The organism is Plectonema cf. radiosum LEGE 06105, from assembly GCF_015207665.1.
In the GTDB taxonomy this organism is placed as follows: domain Bacteria; phylum Cyanobacteriota; class Cyanobacteriia; order Cyanobacteriales; family Nostocaceae; genus Rivularia; species Rivularia radiosa_A.
The window spans coordinates 1-15,480 of sequence record NZ_JADEWL010000011.1 but is presented as its reverse complement, the minus strand read 5'-3'; the positions used below and the strand labels follow the sequence as shown (position 1 = coordinate 15,480).

Genomic DNA, 15,480 nt, shown 5'->3' with positions numbered 1-15,480 from the left:
GTAGAATTGATAAATAATAAATATCCACTAATATTAATTACTTATTTTACATACGTCAATTAAGTAATTTGATAAATCAATTATTGGCGATCGCCACTCCGGATAAAATTAAAAAACAGCCTATAATCATCGATGTAGTTATCGGTTCTTTAAGAAAAAGCATACCCCAAAGCATAGCAAAGATAGGTATTAAATAGGTAACTGTTAAGCTTTTTGTGACACCAATATTTTGAATCAATCGAAAATAAAGGATATATGCTAAAGCTGTACTCAAATAGAATAATTGGTCTTAATTAATTGTAGGGTGTGTGACGCGAGAGATAAATACTGTAAAGAGAATTAAAGTTGTTAGCGTCACCGGGTAAATTTTTAAGGTCCGTTAGCGTAGCGTGTCCGTCAGGACATAGCCCCCGGATTTATCCGTGGATTATGCCATGCACGAAGCCCCTAAATTCAATTTATGGGGCATTAATTACGAATTACGAATTACGAATTACGAATTATACTCACGCACCAACTATGAATTGCCCTCAAGTATGGTATCGCGATCGCAAGTAATTCTTAAACTAGAAAAACAAAATTTATTTACTTTAATTTTAATTCTATTGAATCCGGTTGACTCTCATAGCGACTACAGGCTGCTTTCACTTCATGAATATGTATATAACTCCATTCACCAAAAATAGCCAACGGTTCAACTAATGATTTACCCAGAGGAGTTAATGAATAATCAACTTTGGGTGGTACAACCGGAAAAACTTTACGCTCAACTAATCCACATCGTTCTAAATTACGCAAATTTTGGATCAGCATTTTTGGAGATATACCTTTAATTTGCTGCTTTAATTCACCATAACGTTTCGTACCTTGCGTTAATGCATAAATAATCAGAATCGTCCATTTATTGGCAATTTTCTCAAGTGCTTGATGTCCTTCACAACTTTCATCAAAAATATCTATATTAGCGATACGTTCAAGAGCAGCAAGAGCCGAGTAATTATTTTCTGATGTCATTACAGCAATATTTAATCGAATTTGTATAATAATTCAATTTTAACTAAATGGTAAGTATATCACTTTTAAGTAAATACTTCTATTTCAAAAAATTTTGATGTTAATTAGTTAAATAGCAATCACAAATCTTTGTAATATATTTTTGAACCACGATGAAAGCTCAAGTAATTGAAAAATTTGGAAAAGCAACAGAATTTAAAGTTGTAGATTTACCAATACCAAAAGTTATTCCCAATCATGTGTTAATTCGAGTGTTAGCAACTAGCGTTAATCCAGTTGATTATAAAATTCGTGGTGGGATTATCCCGGATATCGCTCCTAATTTTCCTGCGGTTTTACATGGGGATGTTGCAGGTGTAATTGAAAAAGTAGGTGAAGGTGTAAATAGTTTTCAACCTGGTGATGAAGTTTATGGTTGTGCTGGTGGTATCAAAGGTATGGGAGGAGCGCTTGCAGAATATATATTGGCTGATGCTGCATTAATAGCAAGAAAACCCAAATCCCTTAGTATGCGAGAAACTGCTGCTTTACCTTTGGTCTCAATTACTGCTTGGTCAGGATTAATTGAAAGGGCTAAAATTCGTAGCGGACAAACTGTTTTAATTTATGGTGGTACGGGCGGTGTCGGACATATAGCTGTACAATTGGCAAAGTCTTGTGGTGCAAAGGTATATACAACGGTTTCCAATTTAGAAAAAGCTGCAATAGTTCATCAGTTGGGTGCTGATGAAGTGATTAATTATCGTCAACAATCTGTGGAAAGTTTCGTCAATCAACATACTAATGGCAAAGGATTTGATATTGTTTTTGATACGGTAGGTAATGATAATCTCCAAAATGCTTTCCAAGCAGCAGCTTTAAATGGAATTGTTGTTTCTATCGTGTCTCTTTCAACTCAAGATTTAACCCTTCTCCATGCAAAGGGTTTATCACTGCATTTGGTATTTATGTTAATTCCCATGCTGCATAATATTGATAGAAATCACCACGGCAAAATTTTAACTCAATTAGCTCAACTAGTAGAGCGAGGTCAAATTCGTCCTCTACTAGACCCAAAATCATTTAGTTTTTCTGAAGTTGCAGCAGCCCATGATTATGCTCAATCCGGACAAGCTATTGGTAAAGTAACTATAGAATTATAATTTTCTCCTTTGTAAAATAAACCTCCGTTACATCCCCCAAACTATCTTTTTTATTACTTCCCGTATTCACTAAGATATCAACAGGATTGATTTTAGGTAAGGGAGTAGTATGTTCGAGATGAATGTTACCGTTGATTAATATCTTATTACTTGCTGTTTGTTTCCAATTTTTGATAGAGTAAACCGTTGCATCACCATTCTGATAACAGAGTCTAGCAAAAGCCAAACCCTTAGCGTTTTCAGGAACTTCGAGTAAATAAAAATAATCCGGACTTAACCATTCTCGCAAACTATCACCATCTCCTCCCTTTCCAAGATATTTAATTGATGATTGTGGCACTTTTGACCAAGTTTCACTGTTTAATGCTTGCGGAAATATTACTACTGAAACTACAAATTTATTTTTCAAAGCAACTTGTCTATAAAATGTTCCTTCACGCTTCATTACTCCGTTTTTATCGAATTTTTTTTCCTTGATTTCAATCAGTGGTTTCCTTTGACGACAATATTCAGCCCTTTTCCCTTCTTTTAATTGATTATCAAAGATAAATTTTAAGCAAACTCCAATTACCGCCATAATTATTATTAAAAATAGCCCTTTGAACATTAATCCCAATTTCATTTACTTTTATATCTATAGTATTTACCAATCGGTTATAGCCGATAAAATTCCCTTCTCTATACCACCAGGCGATAATTTTATCTTTTCAACAGAGAATATTCTCAAAGCTTGATTTCGGTTTAAGTTTGATTCATAAATATAGATATAGTTTTTTTCTCCGGATACTTTTCCGTAATCAATGTTGCAATTTTGGCAATCACGAATTATATAACACCCGCTTTTTCTCAATAAAAATACGGTTTTATCGTTTATTCTGTGATATAAAATACTTTTATTTTGGACTCAATTCAACAAATTTATATCTAATTCTTAAATAAAACTCTTTAGGGCAATTTTTTCAAATCCAATTTATCCAATATGAGATTCCTCTCCGTTAAAATACGGTTGCATTCTTTTGAAAGTGATATGAAATACCTCTATCACTGAGAAAAAGTTATGAATCTACATATGAACACGAAAAAAAATCAGTATTTTGCAATGAAAATTAACAAAAAATGCCTTTATTAAGAATAAGGTCATTAATAATGCAAAAATTTTCATTTATTTAACCAAGTTAACTTGTTTATTAGACGTTATCTAAATCACTTTTTATGTAAAATAAAAATTATATATAATCTGTTTGGACCTATTTTAACTTTATTATTTTCTTGATATCATAAAAATTAATTTGAATTACTTAATTTATTTACGGTTATTTTTTTATAAATTAACTTTCGATAAAAATAGGATTAAAAAAATATTTGAACTTGAAGATATTTAGGAATGTGTTTTTGAGCTAGGTATTGAATACCTTGTTGATTTTGTATTGGCTGTAGTAGTAGATTAATAGCGCGATAGCAACGAGCTTGCACTACGTGATCGCAAAGGGAAGGAGATTAGTGGGTGAGGCAGAGATTAACATGGTTGAGAATTGCGAACTAGTTAACATAAATCTTCCCCTATCAGATGTAAACTACTTTTACGCAGATTGATTGAGGTAGTGGGTGTTGGAGAATTTATTAAAGGTGTCGCGAGTAATTGATGCCTGTAACGAAATCATTGGTAAAGTTACCAGTTGGCTAGTATTAGTCATGGTAATTATTGGTGGATGGAACGTTATCGGTAGATATCTAGGACGATTAACTGGTAGGAGTTTAAGTTCTAATGCTTATATTGAAGCTCAATGGTACATTTTTAGTTTAATATTCTTCTTTGCTGCTGCTTATGCGCTCAAACATAATGAACACGTGCGAGTTGACGTATTCTACAGTAGATGGAATCCCCGTCGTAAAGCAGTGATAGAAATTTTAGGTACTCTATTTTTTTTAATTCCGTTTTGTATTTTAGTGATTTTCTATTCTTGGGAAGCGGTTGTTAATTCCTGGTCAATTTGGGAAGGTTCTTCAGACCCGGATGGTTTGCCCCGCTATCCGATTAAAACGACAATAATTATTTCTTTTGCATTGTTGATATTGCAGGGAATTTCTCAAGTTATCAAAAACTTCGCCATTTTCAAAGGTTATATACAAGTTTCTGAGGAACATCATAATGATTGATTGGCTTGGACCATTAATGTTTGCCGGTGCTTTGGTTTTATTATCTTTGGGGTATCCGGTAGCGTTTTCCTTGGGTGGGGTGGCGATTATTTTCGCTTTATTAGGAACTGTATTAGGAATTTTTGACCTGCAATTATTTGGTTTAATGCCGTTGCGGATTTTTAGCATCATGAATAATTACACCCTATTAGCTATTCCTTATTTTATTTTTATGGGGTCGATGTTAGAAAAAACGGGTATTGCCGAACGTCTTTTAGAAACCATGGGAATTATCTTGGGACGTTTGCGGGGTGGTTTAGCTTTGGCTGTGGTAATTGTTGGGGCTTTATTGGCAGCCACAACGGGAGTTGTTGCAGCAACAGTAGTCGCCATGGGTTTGATATCCTTACCGATTATGTTGCGCTACGGTTACGATAAAAAGTTAGCCACAGGAGTGATTGCTGCATCGGGAACTTTAGGACAAATAATTCCTCCATCTGTTGTATTGATAGTACTTGCCGATCAATTACGAATCGGCGATCGCAATATTTCGGTAGGAGATTTATTTATCGGTTCGATAATTCCTGGTTTGATGATGGCTGGTGCTTTTGCTGTATACGTTTTAATAATTGCTTTTTTAAAACCGGAAATTGCTCCAGCTTTACCCGCAGAAGTTAGAAATATTGGTGCAAAGGCATTAACAGGGCAAATTTTTCAGGTGATGTTACCGCCTTTAATTTTAATATTATTAGTATTAGGAAGCATTTTTTTTGGATTCGCGACACCAACGGAAGCGGGAGCGGTAGGCTGTGTTGCAACGATAATTTTAGCTGCTACAAATCGCCAACTTACTTTATCAGCATTGAGTCAAGTTTGTGATTCGACGATGCGAATTACCAGCATGGTGATATTTATCTTATTTGGTTCAACTGCCTTTAGTTTAGTGTTTCGTGGACTGAACGGCGATATATTTATGGAATCCGTTTTAAGTAATTTACCTGGTGGTCAAATTGGATTTTTAATTGTGAGTATGTCAGTAGTGTTGCTATTAGGATTCTTTATCGACTTCTTCGAGATTGCTTTTATTGTTGTACCGTTATTTGTTCCGGTAGCGCAACAATTGGGTATTGATTTAGTTTGGTACGGGGTTCTTTTGGGAGCGAATTTACAAACTTCATTTTTAACACCTCCTTTTGGTTTTGCTTTATTTTATCTTCGTGGAGTTGCACCCAAAGAAGTAAGCACAACAGATATTTATAAAGGTGTGATTCCGTTTATTTTGATTCAGTTATTTGTATTGGGATTAATTATCGTGTTTCCGGGAATTGTCACCTTTTTACCTTCTTTGATGAAACCAGTTGAGAATTTATAACTGATAACTGATAACTGATAACTGATAACTGATAACTGTTCATGCTGCAAATTTCTAGAAATGTGATTATTTCCGATAGCGAAATTGAAATTAGTGCCATTCGTTCTCAAGGTGCTGGTGGTCAAAATGTGAATAAGGTTGCTACAGCAATCCATTTACGTTTTGATATTAAGGCTTCTTCGTTACCGGATTTTTATAAACAGCAGCTTTTGAAGTTAAGTGATAACCGAATTACTCAAGATGGAATTATTATAATTAAAGCTCAAGAATATAGAAGTCAGTTAAAAAATAAAGAAGATGCCATATCGAGGTTAAAACAACTAATTAAAAGTGCTGTAGTCGTTAAGAAAAAACGTAAACCGACCAAACCTTCAACAAGTTCGCAAAAAAGACGTGTTGATGCTAAAAAGAAGCGCAGTCAGATTAAATTTAATCGGGGAAAGGTTAGTGATGAGTAGATTGTTGATTGAATCTGAGAATTGCGATTAGCGAAGCTAGATGGGCTGATGTCTTTGCCGTAGACGGTTTCAAATTGTTCGCGGCTTGCGATCGATCGCATCCCCAGAAAATAGCATTGTTTCTAGAGCTTGTAAGTCTGTGTAGGTGAGGGGATGGTTATGTTTGAGTTTAGCGATCGCAATGTGGTTTTCGTTGTTACGGATGTAAGCTTCAACTTTTTTACGGTATTGGTAAGGGAATAGGCGATTCCCATCTCACAACCAGCTTCAAAGCTGCGTAGCCGTAATGCTTGTCGCTAGACATCGCTATACGTTGCGATAAAATGTAAGTAAAATCTATTGAGGAATTATCTGCACAATGGATATTTCCAAGATTTATGCGAGGATTTTGATGAAAGCGATCGAAGTGATGGGAACTGTTGACGAGCAAGGACAACTAGCTTTAGATACTCCTCTAACCCTAGATAAAAAGAGTCGCGTGAAAGTAATCGTTTTAATCCCAGAGGAAGAAAACAACGAAAAGGATAAATCTAAAGAGGAAATTATCGCAGATTTTCGTCAAGCTTGGCATGAAGCAATGACTGGAAAAACCATCCCTGTTTCTCAAATTTGGGATGGAATCGAGGATGAGTAAAAAAAAGTTAATAGAAGTTGTCGCATCACCAACTTTTAACCGAAATATACGTACCCTTGCCAAAAAATATCGCAGTATTCGCAGTGATGTACAACCGATTATCGAGCAACTCGAAAGTGGAGAATTACCAGGAGACCAAATTCAAGAAACCAACTATACTGTTTTTAAACTAAGGGTTCGCAATAGCGATATTCAGAAAGGAAAAAGTGGCGGGTATCGTCTAATTTACTATCTCAAAACAGCAACAGGGATTATTTTGCTCACTATTTATACAAAATCCGAACAAGTTGATATTGCGGCTGCGGAAATTAAAGATATTATTGCCGATTACGAACAATCATCAGTTGAAAATATAGAAACGAAAGAAAATATCTAGTTTAAAAGCAAAATATAAAGACGATCGCACAGATTTTTGAGTACGGGAATATGGTAAAAATTGACAGCGATCGCAATCAAAAGCTTTTCATCTTCTCTCAATCCCAACAGCTACAGTGAAATAATCGTTTCATTAGTGCGATCGCCCGAAGTGTTAACGGAGCTATCACCACTATGATGCCCACCCACACCAGAGGAAGCAGAGGAATAGGCGATCATACCTCGACCGACACCCCAGTCATTAATTTTAATCTTGCGTAATCACCCCTCCCAAACACTTAAGAATTTTTAATACTTCATGCAAATTATTACGATACTGCGACCTAGTAGAAAACAAATCAGAAACAGCGTATAAACGACCCAAAGTTTTCACAAACAAATAGCTACTACCATTAGTTATCATTCCGTACAAAGGTCGTTCTGATTGGGGATTCGCTGCCATATAAGCCAAAGTTTGCGGAATCGCCAATTCCACATCAAAAGTCGTTTTTTTAGATTCTATTAAAACAATCCATAATTGCCCTTGTAAAATTAAAGCATCAATCCTTCCCCGTAAAATCTCCTCATTATCCCCTTGCGCTGCAATTTCCACCGATACCTCAGTCTTAAACCTGTATGGAGCCTGATAAAAGCCTGCAAGTTCAAGTAATGGAGAAAGAACCACCATTTTAATAGTTTCTTCTAAAAGACTTCCATCAGAAATTTGGTAAAGGTAGTTTTGTCGAACTTGCTCTAATCTGGAAACTTCTGCTTGATCTAGTATAGGTAAATCCGCCATCCACTCAGTAAAAAATTGACTATCATTACTGAGGCTTAACCCCAGTTTCTCCTCAACTTGTCGAAGTGTCGTAATATTTTCCGCAATGGCGATACTTGTGATCATAATTCCCTTTATAAGACCTAATTAACATTAGGATAATTCAAATAAACCAATAATCATTAAGATAATTCATGCGTGGGATATGACTATTTATACAAGAGATTTTCAAAAGGATAATTTTCTTTCCAACGATTGGATATTTTCTCGCTTCTCTTCCCCAAACAATAGTAAAACTTTTCTCATTTATTAGTACGTATGAGTCAATTTGTTTATGCCAAAACAATTATTAAGAAAAAAATCACCATAAATAAAGACAGACCATTTACGACCTGTCTCATAAAAATCAACAATAATCAAATAATTAACTTAATTACAATCAGATTCGTTTCCAATTAAAGCAACTGCATGAGGTACCGGACGAGGTACATAACCTACCAAAGATTGTCCTTTATAAACTAAAGAGGTACTCGCACCCGAATCAAGCATTACAGCATCTTGAAATCCGGCTTTAACCAAGGCTTTACCAAGGCTTGCAGAATCAAGTCTTTTTGCTGAAATACCAATTACAGGAACACCCGATTTATTCATCCCCCAAAAAGCCCGGAAGCGTGTAGCATCGGCTCCTTGGAGAAAATTAAAATAATTCGCGGGTTTTGCTTCCCCGTTTTTAACCAGCCAAGCAGCACCCACAAAAGCATCGGTAACTCCCGACATTTCTGCTTGTATACCTTCTAAAGTATTATGTTTATCAGGTTCAAAGGGTATGTAACTTACTGCATAGGGACTAATTAAAACCAAAGGACGACCTGCTAATTTTTTATTTTCACTTTTATTTCCAGGGATAAACTTCTTGGTTGAATAACTGTAAACTGGTCCAATCATCACATTGGAGTCGAGGAATTTCAAAGAAAAGAAAGTCCCATCAACCGCAGCAACAGGATTGATTCCACTTCTAGCAACAACTTCTTCCAACTGATAGCGACTATCAGCGTGAATAGTTACAGGTTTACCACCGGAAATCAACACCAAGGGAACGTCATCGATTTTAGTACTAACACGTTGGATCGGACTGCTGAAGTTAAAACCTGGCTCTAGGGAAATTGCGATCGCCCTACCAACAGGAACCACTGCCTGTAAAGGTGATGGTATAGTGGAAAATACATCTAATGCACCTCGATCGAAGTCACTACTATTGAGATAACTTGATAAAGGTGAAGCAAATGTCTGCATCGCAACTTTCACACCCTGATCCGAATTACTGACTAAGTTGGATACATTTATAGTCGTTTTGAGCAAATTAGAAATTTGCTGATTCAAACCGTTATTTTGAATACAAGCATTGCGATTATTAGCAGCTTGAGCAATAGTTTGTGTAGTCGGAAATAATTCTAGAAAACCAAACACACAAATCATTACCAGCATCAGCTTAGTAACAACTTTGTGAGATTTATCTGGGCAAATCAAAGTTAGAAATCTGTAGCCGAGGACGGGATTTTTAGGTATTAACCTCATACTTCTTTGTCTCAGAAGAATTCGGACTTGTTGTCGTAATTACCCTGATTTAAAGCGATGGCATTAATACAGTAAAACTCTCAAGTTAAGAATAAATAAACGCTTCTTTAAATATTGTTTTGTTGATACAAATTATTGGTATTAAAAACAAAAAAACCCATATCTTAGAGATACCGGGTTATATCATGTCCGATTAAACACTTGTAATAAAGTTGGTTCGGGAACAATTACCAATTACCCATTACCAATTACCAATTACCAATTACCAATTAGCAATTAGCAGTCAACAGCGAATAATAACTAATCATCCGGACATGATATTAATTAATTTAGCTATATAGTTTTGTTGATAACGATTAAAATACTCGATGTTGTAAACTCGGCATTTGACGACGAACTTGCTCAATTCTAGCGGGATTAATTTCTGCGATCGCAACACCCGGTTGTTCACCAGCATCAGCTAAAATCATACCCCAAGGGTCAATAATCATCGCGTGTCCATGTGTTTGACGACGATCGTAATGTATTCCTGTCTGGGCTGGAGCGATAATATAACAGGTATTTTCAATAGCACGGGCTTGTAGTAATATCTGCCAATGGTCTTTACCAGTAAAAGCAGTAAAAGCCGCAGGAACAAACATCACATCAGCACCTTTCTTTGATAGATGCCGATAAACTTCAGGAAACCGAACATCATAACAAACTGAAAGTCCGATATGTCCCAGTGTTTTCGAGAAGTAGACGCTAGGTAGTTCTTTCCCAGCCATTACGGTACTCGATTCTCGATAAGTATTACCGTCAGGAACATTGACATCAAATAAATGAATCTTACGATAACATAACAATTCCTCACCGTTGGAATCGATCAGCGAAGCAGTATTATAAACCTTATCATTTTCATCGGAAGGAACAGGGAAACCACCACCAATCAGATTAACTTGGTAACGTTGAGCCATTGTTTTGAGAAAAACTTGAGTTTCCTTAGCAATAACTCCAGCTTGTGCAAGTTTATCTTTTTCTTCTCCCATAAAAGAAAAATTTTCCGGTAAACCCACTAATTTTGCACCTTTATGTACCGCTACATCTATCAATTCCTCAGCCTGTGCCAAATTTTTATGTAAATCCGGTACACTTGTCATCTGAATAGCTGCTGCTAAATAAGAACTCATCGTTGTATTAACCTTATAGAGAATTTACGGACGTTTTTACAAATCAAAACATAAAATACATTTGGTGTAAAACTCAATCCAAAGTCTTTTTTTTAATTGCACTTATTCTAACTAAAAGCAACTCTTGTTTATAAATATATACAATATATCCAATATTTTTTGGCAATTGCTTCCTGAAGGTAGAGAAAGTGAGTATGATATTTCCCGATAGCCATAGGCAAATACCCCAAGTGTTTATCCGAACAAAAGTAATCATATTTATAATTGCAGTAAAACAGATATTAAAACATGAACATAAATCAAAAAATATTTCAATTTGATTGATTTAAGTATATTTTTTTAATATCCGCCAATCACAACAAGTAAGTATGAGTAATATTTTTATCCCGGTTATCCTTGGCACCACTCGCCAAGGTAGAATGAGCGAACCAGTAGCTAATTTTGTTTATGAACAAGTTAAAAAATGGCATAATGTTGAAACCGAATTAATTGATATTCGTCAACTAAAATTTCCCATTGATGACGCTGGAGAATCAATCAAGGATGCAGAATTTTCTACAACTTGCGAACGTGCCGACGGATTTATTATTGTAGTTCCTGAATACAATCATAGTTTTCCCGGTTTACTTAAACACGTTCTCGATACTAATTTAAAAGAATATATTCATAAAGCCGTAGGAATTTGCGGTGTATCAGCAGGAGCTTTCGGTGGTACAAGGGTAATTCAAAGTTTGCTTCCTGTAATGCGAGAATTGGGTTTGGTAACGACTTTTTATGATTTGAATTTCAGTAATGTGAATAATTTATTTAGCGATTCCGGAGAATTATTAGAAGCAGAAAATTATATCCGTAGGTTTGAAAGATTTATGAAAGAACTAGTTTGGATGTCAACAGTATTGCGTCATGGAAGATTAGAAGTTTCTATCGATGAAAATTAAGTTGCGACAATCAAGCGTTCTCAGAAAAAGTTGTGAATAATTAAATTTAACTTCTAGGAAATAGAGAATAATAAATAATTTAGGAATTAGACTAAACTCCTTGGGGATACTCATCCCACAGAGTCGTAATTTCACGCAAGCTTTGGAACTCTCCATCACCAAGTATTAAGTGGTCAATCAAAGGAATGTCCAAAAATTGCGCTCCAGCTAATAATTGACGGGTTAATTCGATATCTTCACAACTAGGTTCAAGACTTGCTGAAGGGTGGTTGTGTGCGACTATCAAACGGGTTGCACCTTGACGTATGACTTCCCGAAATATATCGCGAGGAGGAGCTAAAGTTTCTGTTGCGGTTCCAATTGTAATTACTTGGGTTCCCAGTAAACGATTTTTTACGTCTAGTAATACTACGGCAAATCTTTCCTTTTGTTGCCACATTAAATCTTGACTTAATGCAGCAGCAGCAGCAGCTGGACTATCGATTAATGTACCTTCTCCCGGACGAGCTTGAAAAGCACGCTTACCTAATTCTATGGCTGCTAAAATCGCTGTTGCTTTTGCTGGCCCAATTCCGGGAATTTTGATCAATTCAGCAGCGGTGATATCTCGTAAAACTGCTAAAGGCTCGCGCTGATGCTTGCCTAATTCCTGTAATATATATTGTCCCAAACCTACAGCGGATAACTTCCCATGACCTTGACCTGTACCTAATAGGATTGCAATTAATTCAGCAGTTGCTAACACTTTTGCACCATGGGTTAATAAACGTTCTCGCGGACGTTCATTTTCAGCCATATCGGCAATTCTCAGGCAGTATGTCATAGATAAAATAGGGAATAACGATGATAGGTGTACCTATCTTTAGTTATCCCAGTTTAAACCTGAAAATTGACCTAAATGGCAGAAAATATTTAATTTTATTGAATTTTCTTTAATTACAAATAAATTACAATTAATTTTGCGAGTGCTTATTCCTAACCCCTGCTCCCTACTCAGAAAGTCATAACGATAAATTTTCCACCCACCTGCTTACTAACTAAACCTTAACTTGCAAACCTTCTTGGGAAGTTTGTGTTGCTTTGAGCATATGGTAAGTAATCAGCAACTGAGTCAACGCTAACGGATAACTTTGAATACTTTCTCCGGTGGTACCAGCAACTTTACCTAAATCTGGATTACTTTGGCGATCGCAAACGTTTTTCAAATGGGGCATATCGGAACAGATTATCTGTTCTAATCTATTTACCTGCTCTAATGTAGCGTGTCCATCGACTTCTAAAACATCAACGGGTTTACCCATATCTCGATCTAAATCTAAGCGAATTGCTGACATGGAATTGCCATTACCAGAGTTGACAATTTCGATAAAATCTGGGTGAGGAATTGTGGGACGTAATATTAACCGTACATTCAAATGTCCGTTACTTTGCTCGGAATCATCATTGGGAGGATAGAAACTAATGACAATATCTGACCATTGACGTTGGGGACGGATAAACTGTTCTGAGTCTGGTTCGCGTTTTTGAAGCTGACTTAAAACTTGCTCTTCGGTATAACCACGCTTTTGAGTATCACGCTTCACTTTCCACTTTGCACGCAGAGATTCAGGAGGAGCTAGATAAACTTTAACATCGTAACACTGTCTGGCTTTACGAGTCGAATAACCCAGTAGCCCTTCTATAATCACAAATTTATTGGGCTTGATGTATTGAGGTGCATCTAAATTACCAGTTGCATGATTATAAACTGGTTTGAGAATTGGTAGCCCATTACGCAGTTGTAAAAGTTGTTGCTGCATAATATCCAAATAGTTACAATCTGGATGAAGAGCGGTAATACCAATTTCCGCACGCTGCTTGCGGTCATACCGATGATAATCGTCCGTACAAATAACAGTGACGTTTTCCGGTCCTAATACCTGTGCTATACCCTTAGTTAAAGTTGTTTTACCCGCAGCACTGTCACCGACAATACCCAATATAATCGGACGATCCATTTTACCCCCTCAATTAGCAGAAAATGTAACTTAAAATTGTGTACTAATTTACTAATTGTAGAGATGAATGAGAAAGAACTCAATAACCATTAAGAAATACTTGGGCTGAAAAGCACTTACTTAATACTCAAATCGTTCGCTATTAAGCTTATTTATGGTGTGCAAAGATTGTTATCGAATTGTGTAAATTAATTAATTAGTAATGGGAATTGAGAATTGGGAATTGGAAAACTCATAAATTAAGTACTCGTGCAAAATAAATTAAACATTTTGTTTGAGGAGGGAATAGGGAATAGGGTTGGGGGTTCGTGTTACATAACTCACGAGTAATTATATAATTTTGCGTAACTACTTATTAAGTAAATAGGTCAAATTAAATATAAAACCTCACCCCGGCTAAAGCCACCCCTCTCCTTGCCAAGGAGAGGGGAAGGGGGTGAGGTTCTATCTTACATTTAATTATGCCTACCTACTTAATCCCTTCCCGGCAGAAGATTACCGATAAAAAAAAACCGATGCTTGGCGCTCTTAGCGCAGAGCAAAGAGGTAAAAAGAGATGACAATCAGGAGCGGAATAGGAGTAATCCAAAATCCAAAATCCAAAATCTAAAATCTTTTATATCCCCTTGGAGTTATCATCCACTCACCATAACTACGGGTGCTTTGATTACCGATTAAAACGGTGGTTAACATATCAACTGGTGCATCTAATAATTTTTCTAAAGTAGTTAAAATAATTTGTTCATCTTCGCGGTAAACCGATCGCACTACTGCTACTGGAGTATCGGGGTTACGGTATTTCAGAAAAATTTCTCTAGCTGCAACTAACTGCTGAGTACGGGTTTGGGATTTAGGATTGTATAAAGCGGTGACAAAATCCGCTGCTGCTGCTGCTGTCAAACGCTTAACGATGACTTCCCAAGGGGTAAGCAAATCGCTTAAACTCACAGCACAAAAATCATGCATCAATGGTGTACCCACCCGTGCAGCAGCCGATTGAAAGGCGCTTACTCCCGGAAATACCTCAACACTGGGGCTTTTACCATCCCAACCGCTAGCTTGTAAATCTTCCATGACTAAGCCCGCCATACCGTAAATTCCACAGTCTCCCGAAGATATAACCGCTACACTCAAACCCCAATGTGCTAACTCAATTGCACGAGTAGCGCGATCGCGTTCTTTGGTAATGGGTAAAGCTTCGATAATTTGGTGTTTCTGGAGGATAGGAGCAATCAAATCAATATATAAACTATAACCAATGACTGCATCGGCGCTAGCTACCGCTGTTTGGGCAGCTGGGGTCATTTGGTCGAGGTTTCCAGGTCCGGTTCCCACAAGCAGTAATTTACCTACTCTACCGATGTATTCTTTTTCCGAAGCGGCAACTGCAACTGTGACAGCACCTTTTAGATTTTGGATTTTAGATTTTGCGGAAAGTTGCTGGGGTCGGTTTCCGTCCCAGCAAACTTTCCAAGACGGATTTTGGATTGAAGGACGGTAAATTTGTTTGGGCACTTTTAGAGACGGGATATCCTGGGGAGACGTTATATATAACGTCTCTACATTGGGTATTTGACTAGCAGCGATAATTGCAGCAGCTTCAGCAACGCTGGGGGTTCCTACTTCTTTTTCCACAACTTGGGAAGGATTGGGAACTGTTACGGTGCGGAGAATTTCTGATGAAAAGGTTTTTAAAGGTAAATTTCGCTCGTGACAAAGTTCTATTAAACCAACTTCATTACTCTTAATATCAATTGTGGCAATACCTGCTATGGCAGCAAGTGCAAATTGATTTTCTTGAAATACTTGATCAATCGCTTGTGCAATTACCTGTTTTGATGTACCTCTTTCACAACCAATTCCTACCCAGAGTATTCGGGGGTGCCAGGTGATGGAAGGGATGGGGAGAGGGG

The 15,480-nt window shown here is 36.7% G+C and carries 17 protein-coding genes; 8 read left to right on the top strand and 9 right to left on the bottom strand.

Going from position 1 to position 15,480, the window contains the following annotated elements; translation table 11 throughout:
* Positions 1-76: 76 nt before the first annotated feature.
* On the bottom strand, positions 77-274 hold the full coding sequence (locus tag IQ247_RS05365) for an EamA family transporter (RefSeq protein WP_193917800.1): 198 nt from the start codon (positions 272-274) through the stop codon (positions 77-79).
* 311 nt (positions 275-585) lie between these two features.
* Positions 586-1,014, bottom strand: coding sequence for a winged helix-turn-helix transcriptional regulator (locus tag IQ247_RS05360; RefSeq protein WP_193917798.1), 429 nt, complete (start codon positions 1,012-1,014; stop codon positions 586-588).
* A gap of 152 nt (positions 1,015-1,166) precedes the next feature.
* On the opposite strand from IQ247_RS05360, the gene IQ247_RS05355 reads away from it, so the two are divergent.
* Positions 1,167-2,156 (top strand): zinc-dependent alcohol dehydrogenase family protein, encoded by a 990-nt coding sequence (locus IQ247_RS05355; protein WP_193917796.1) that lies wholly within the window; start codon positions 1,167-1,169, stop codon positions 2,154-2,156.
* Here the strand turns inward: IQ247_RS05355 and IQ247_RS05350 are convergent.
* Positions 2,143-2,778 carry a hypothetical protein gene (locus IQ247_RS05350; protein WP_193917794.1) on the bottom strand — a complete coding sequence of 212 codons (636 nt, stop codon included), beginning with the start codon at positions 2,776-2,778 and terminating at the stop codon, positions 2,143-2,145. The two genes, IQ247_RS05355 and IQ247_RS05350, sit on opposite strands and share 14 nt — an antisense overlap.
* A 986-nt stretch (positions 2,779-3,764) precedes the next feature.
* Between IQ247_RS05350 and IQ247_RS05345 the strand changes: the two genes are divergently transcribed.
* From IQ247_RS05345 to IQ247_RS05320, 6 genes are all read left to right on the top strand, one after another.
* Positions 3,765-4,313, top strand: a complete 549-nt coding sequence (locus tag IQ247_RS05345) for a TRAP transporter small permease subunit (protein ID WP_193917792.1) — start codon at positions 3,765-3,767, stop codon at positions 4,311-4,313.
* Positions 4,306-5,664 (top strand): TRAP transporter large permease, encoded by a 1,359-nt coding sequence (locus IQ247_RS05340; RefSeq protein WP_193917790.1) that lies wholly within the window; start codon positions 4,306-4,308, stop codon positions 5,662-5,664. The genes IQ247_RS05345 and IQ247_RS05340 overlap by 8 nt, the downstream gene beginning before the upstream one ends.
* Before the next feature lie 41 nt (positions 5,665-5,705).
* Entirely contained in the window at positions 5,706-6,122 is a 417-nt protein-coding gene (arfB, locus tag IQ247_RS05335; RefSeq protein ID WP_193917788.1) for an alternative ribosome rescue aminoacyl-tRNA hydrolase ArfB, read from the top strand.
* An 8-nt stretch (positions 6,123-6,130) separates the two neighbouring features.
* Complete coding sequence (locus IQ247_RS05330; protein ID WP_193917786.1) at positions 6,131-6,271, top strand: hypothetical protein; 141 nt, start codon at positions 6,131-6,133, stop codon at positions 6,269-6,271.
* Between the two features lie 209 nt (positions 6,272-6,480).
* Positions 6,481-6,756 (top strand): type II toxin-antitoxin system RelN family antitoxin, encoded by a 276-nt coding sequence (locus tag IQ247_RS05325; RefSeq protein ID WP_322745429.1) that lies wholly within the window; start codon positions 6,481-6,483, stop codon positions 6,754-6,756.
* Positions 6,749-7,132, top strand: coding sequence for a type II toxin-antitoxin system RelE/ParE family toxin (locus tag IQ247_RS05320; RefSeq protein WP_193917784.1), 384 nt, complete (start codon positions 6,749-6,751; stop codon positions 7,130-7,132). The genes IQ247_RS05325 and IQ247_RS05320 overlap by 8 nt, the downstream gene beginning before the upstream one ends.
* Positions 7,133-7,378: 246 nt before the next feature.
* On the opposite strand, the gene IQ247_RS05315 is transcribed toward IQ247_RS05320, so the two are convergent.
* The 3 genes from IQ247_RS05315 to IQ247_RS05305 form a co-directional block, all read right to left on the bottom strand.
* Positions 7,379-8,014 carry a type I restriction enzyme HsdR N-terminal domain-containing protein gene (locus tag IQ247_RS05315; protein ID WP_193917782.1) on the bottom strand — a complete coding sequence of 212 codons (636 nt, stop codon included), beginning with the start codon at positions 8,012-8,014 and terminating at the stop codon, positions 7,379-7,381.
* 303 nt (positions 8,015-8,317) lie between these two features.
* The gene (locus IQ247_RS05310; protein WP_193917779.1) at positions 8,318-9,463 is read right to left on the bottom strand and encodes a phosphodiester glycosidase family protein; all 1,146 of its coding nucleotides are present in this window, start codon (positions 9,461-9,463) and stop codon (positions 8,318-8,320) included.
* A 356-nt stretch (positions 9,464-9,819) separates the two neighbouring features.
* Complete coding sequence (locus IQ247_RS05305) at positions 9,820-10,632, bottom strand: carbon-nitrogen hydrolase family protein (protein ID WP_193917777.1); 813 nt, start codon at positions 10,630-10,632, stop codon at positions 9,820-9,822.
* A 368-nt stretch (positions 10,633-11,000) separates the two neighbouring features.
* Between IQ247_RS05305 and IQ247_RS05300 the strand changes: the two genes are divergently transcribed.
* Positions 11,001-11,570 (top strand): NADPH-dependent FMN reductase, encoded by a 570-nt coding sequence (locus tag IQ247_RS05300; protein WP_193917775.1) that lies wholly within the window; start codon positions 11,001-11,003, stop codon positions 11,568-11,570.
* Positions 11,571-11,661: 91 nt separating this feature from the next.
* Here the strand turns inward: IQ247_RS05300 and radC are convergent, their stop codons facing one another.
* From radC to cobJ, 3 genes are all read right to left on the bottom strand, one after another.
* On the bottom strand, positions 11,662-12,393 hold the full coding sequence (gene radC, locus IQ247_RS05295) for a RadC family protein (RefSeq protein WP_193917773.1): 732 nt from the start codon (positions 12,391-12,393) through the stop codon (positions 11,662-11,664).
* A 214-nt stretch (positions 12,394-12,607) separates the two neighbouring features.
* On the bottom strand, positions 12,608-13,567 hold the full coding sequence (locus IQ247_RS05290) for a phosphoribulokinase (RefSeq protein ID WP_193917771.1): 960 nt from the start codon (positions 13,565-13,567) through the stop codon (positions 12,608-12,610).
* A gap of 606 nt (positions 13,568-14,173) precedes the next feature.
* Positions 14,174-15,480, bottom strand: a 1,307-nt coding sequence (gene cobJ, locus IQ247_RS05285) for a precorrin-3B C(17)-methyltransferase (RefSeq protein WP_193917769.1), incomplete at its 5' end; no start/stop codon positions are given.

Coding starts and splice junctions, on each gene's coding strand:
- IQ247_RS05360 (WP_193917798.1), bottom strand. CDS start 1,014: ATGACATCAGAAAATAATTACTCGGCTCTTGCTGCTCTTGAACGTATC.
- IQ247_RS05355 (WP_193917796.1), top strand. CDS start 1,167: ATGAAAGCTCAAGTAATTGAAAAATTTGGAAAAGCAACAGAATTTAAA.
- IQ247_RS05350 (WP_193917794.1), bottom strand. CDS start 2,778: ATGAAATTGGGATTAATGTTCAAAGGGCTATTTTTAATAATAATTATG.
- IQ247_RS05340 (WP_193917790.1), top strand. CDS start 4,306: ATGATTGATTGGCTTGGACCATTAATGTTTGCCGGTGCTTTGGTTTTA.
- arfB (WP_193917788.1), top strand. CDS start 5,706: ATGCTGCAAATTTCTAGAAATGTGATTATTTCCGATAGCGAAATTGAA.
- IQ247_RS05325 (WP_322745429.1), top strand. CDS start 6,481: ATGGATATTTCCAAGATTTATGCGAGGATTTTGATGAAAGCGATCGAA.
- IQ247_RS05320 (WP_193917784.1), top strand. CDS start 6,749: ATGAGTAAAAAAAAGTTAATAGAAGTTGTCGCATCACCAACTTTTAAC.
- IQ247_RS05315 (WP_193917782.1), bottom strand. CDS start 8,014: ATGATCACAAGTATCGCCATTGCGGAAAATATTACGACACTTCGACAA.
- IQ247_RS05310 (WP_193917779.1), bottom strand. CDS start 9,463: ATGAGGTTAATACCTAAAAATCCCGTCCTCGGCTACAGATTTCTAACT.
- IQ247_RS05305 (WP_193917777.1), bottom strand. CDS start 10,632: ATGAGTTCTTATTTAGCAGCAGCTATTCAGATGACAAGTGTACCGGAT.
- IQ247_RS05300 (WP_193917775.1), top strand. CDS start 11,001: ATGAGTAATATTTTTATCCCGGTTATCCTTGGCACCACTCGCCAAGGT.
- radC (WP_193917773.1), bottom strand. CDS start 12,393: ATGACATACTGCCTGAGAATTGCCGATATGGCTGAAAATGAACGTCCG.
- IQ247_RS05290 (WP_193917771.1), bottom strand. CDS start 13,567: ATGGATCGTCCGATTATATTGGGTATTGTCGGTGACAGTGCTGCGGGT.